Source organism: Massilia sp. TWP1-3-3 (assembly GCF_049897805.1).
In the GTDB taxonomy this organism is placed as follows: Bacteria; Pseudomonadota; Gammaproteobacteria; order Burkholderiales; family Burkholderiaceae_D; genus Telluria_A.
On sequence record NZ_JAFCWX010000137.1, the window covers coordinates 1 to 644 of the forward strand.

Consider the following 644-nt stretch of genomic DNA (forward strand, 5'->3'; position numbering starts at 1 on the left):
GCCATGAAGCGCGCAATAATTTTCAGTCGCAGGTAAAAGGTGCGGCCGATACCGGCGTCGAAGCGGGCACCTACCGCAATACCTTTGCCTGCGTGCGCGATGTTGTTGCGATCGTGCCGCGCATGATGGCAGACCCGCACACCAGCACCGCGCTCGGCCCCCAAACGGCGCTGGTGGTGGGACTGGGCGACGCCATTTCAACGACAGTGCGCGACCACCAGGTCCGGGTGCAGTTTGCCTGGCAGCGCGGCCAGGGCGCCAACGCCGGCGGCATGGGCCACAACACCGACAGCAAGGGCAATGCACCGGGCGACGAAACGTCCGGCACCTGGGTGCGCGTAGCCGAAGCGCTGGCCGGCCCCAACTGGGGTTCGCAGTTCACCCCGCGCATCGGCACCGAAGTGCTGGTCGACTTTATCGAAGGCGACATGGACCGCCCGCTGGTAGTGGCCCAACTCTATACCGGCGCGGACGCGCCGCCGTTCGCGGCCGGCGTCGATTCTGGCGCCAACCACGCGGGCGTGCTGTCTGGTATCCACAGCCATAATTTTGACGGCGCCGGGTTCAATCAGTGGCAGCTGGACGACACGCCGGGCCAGGTACGCACGCGGCTGGCAACCAGCACGGCGGCGACCCAGCTCAAT

The 644-nt window shown here is 66.6% G+C and carries 1 protein-coding gene; it reads left to right on the plus strand.

The window, feature by feature from the left end:
* Positions 1-644: phage baseplate assembly protein V (locus ACP7D4_RS28195; protein WP_426212750.1), on the plus strand; the 644-nt coding region annotated here is incomplete at both ends.